The organism is Pseudomonas sp. WC1 (assembly GCF_050586565.1).
In the GTDB taxonomy this organism is placed as follows: domain Bacteria; phylum Pseudomonadota; class Gammaproteobacteria; order Pseudomonadales; family Pseudomonadaceae; genus Aquipseudomonas.
Genome location: NZ_JBOBDQ010000133.1, coordinates 1 through 722, shown reverse-complemented (window position 1 = coordinate 722; position 722 = coordinate 1). Strand labels below are relative to the sequence as shown.

Annotated in this window: 1 protein-coding gene; it reads right to left on the bottom strand. The window is 68.4% G+C overall.

All coding sequences use genetic code 11. The annotated features are described in order from the left end of the window. On the bottom strand, nt 1-722 hold a 722-nt coding region (locus tag ACQ4OD_RS26355), incomplete at both ends, for a hypothetical protein (protein ID WP_430945225.1).

The window sequence follows — 722 nt, the reverse complement described above, 5'->3', positions numbered from 1 at the left end:
GGTGCAGCTGGTTGGCGGCGATCTTGCCGTCGCGGTTGTCCAGCCGGCCATGGTTCAGGTCCAGGGTCAGCGCGGTGACGCTGCTCAGGTGGCCGCCCTGCTGGTCGAGCCGGCCGACATTGACGCTGACTGCCTGGTTGCCGCTGATATGGCCACCCTGGCCGTTGTTCAGGGCCTGGGCGGTCAGGTCGAGGGTGGCCTGGCTGGCGATCCGGCCGGTGCGGTTGTCGACCAGCCCCTGGCTGGTGACGGTGATGCCGCGGTTGGCCAGGACCTTGCCAGTGCGGTTGTCCAGGCTGCCGAGATTCAGGGCCAGGGTATCGAGGCTGGACAGTTCGCCGGCTTGGTTGTCCAGATGGGCCCAGGTGGCGTTCAGCGCGCCCTGGCTGGTGATCTGACCACGGTCGCCGTTGAGCAATTGGCCACCGGTGAGGGTCATGCGCCCGTCGGCGAGGACCTTGCCCTGCTGGCGGTTGTCCAGAGTCGCGGCGTTGACGCTGAGGTCGCGCCCGGCACTGAGGCTGCCGCCCTGGTTGTCCAGGCGGCTGCCAGTGGAGACGGTCAGGTCGCCGCTGGCGATCAGGCGCTGGTTGCGGTTGTCCACGGCACCAGCGCTGATCTTCAGGTCGGCGTCGGCCACGCGCTCGCCATCGGCGTTGATACCCGCCTGGATACCGCCGAGGTTGCTCAGTTGGCCGCCAGCGTTCAACTGTACCTGGCCC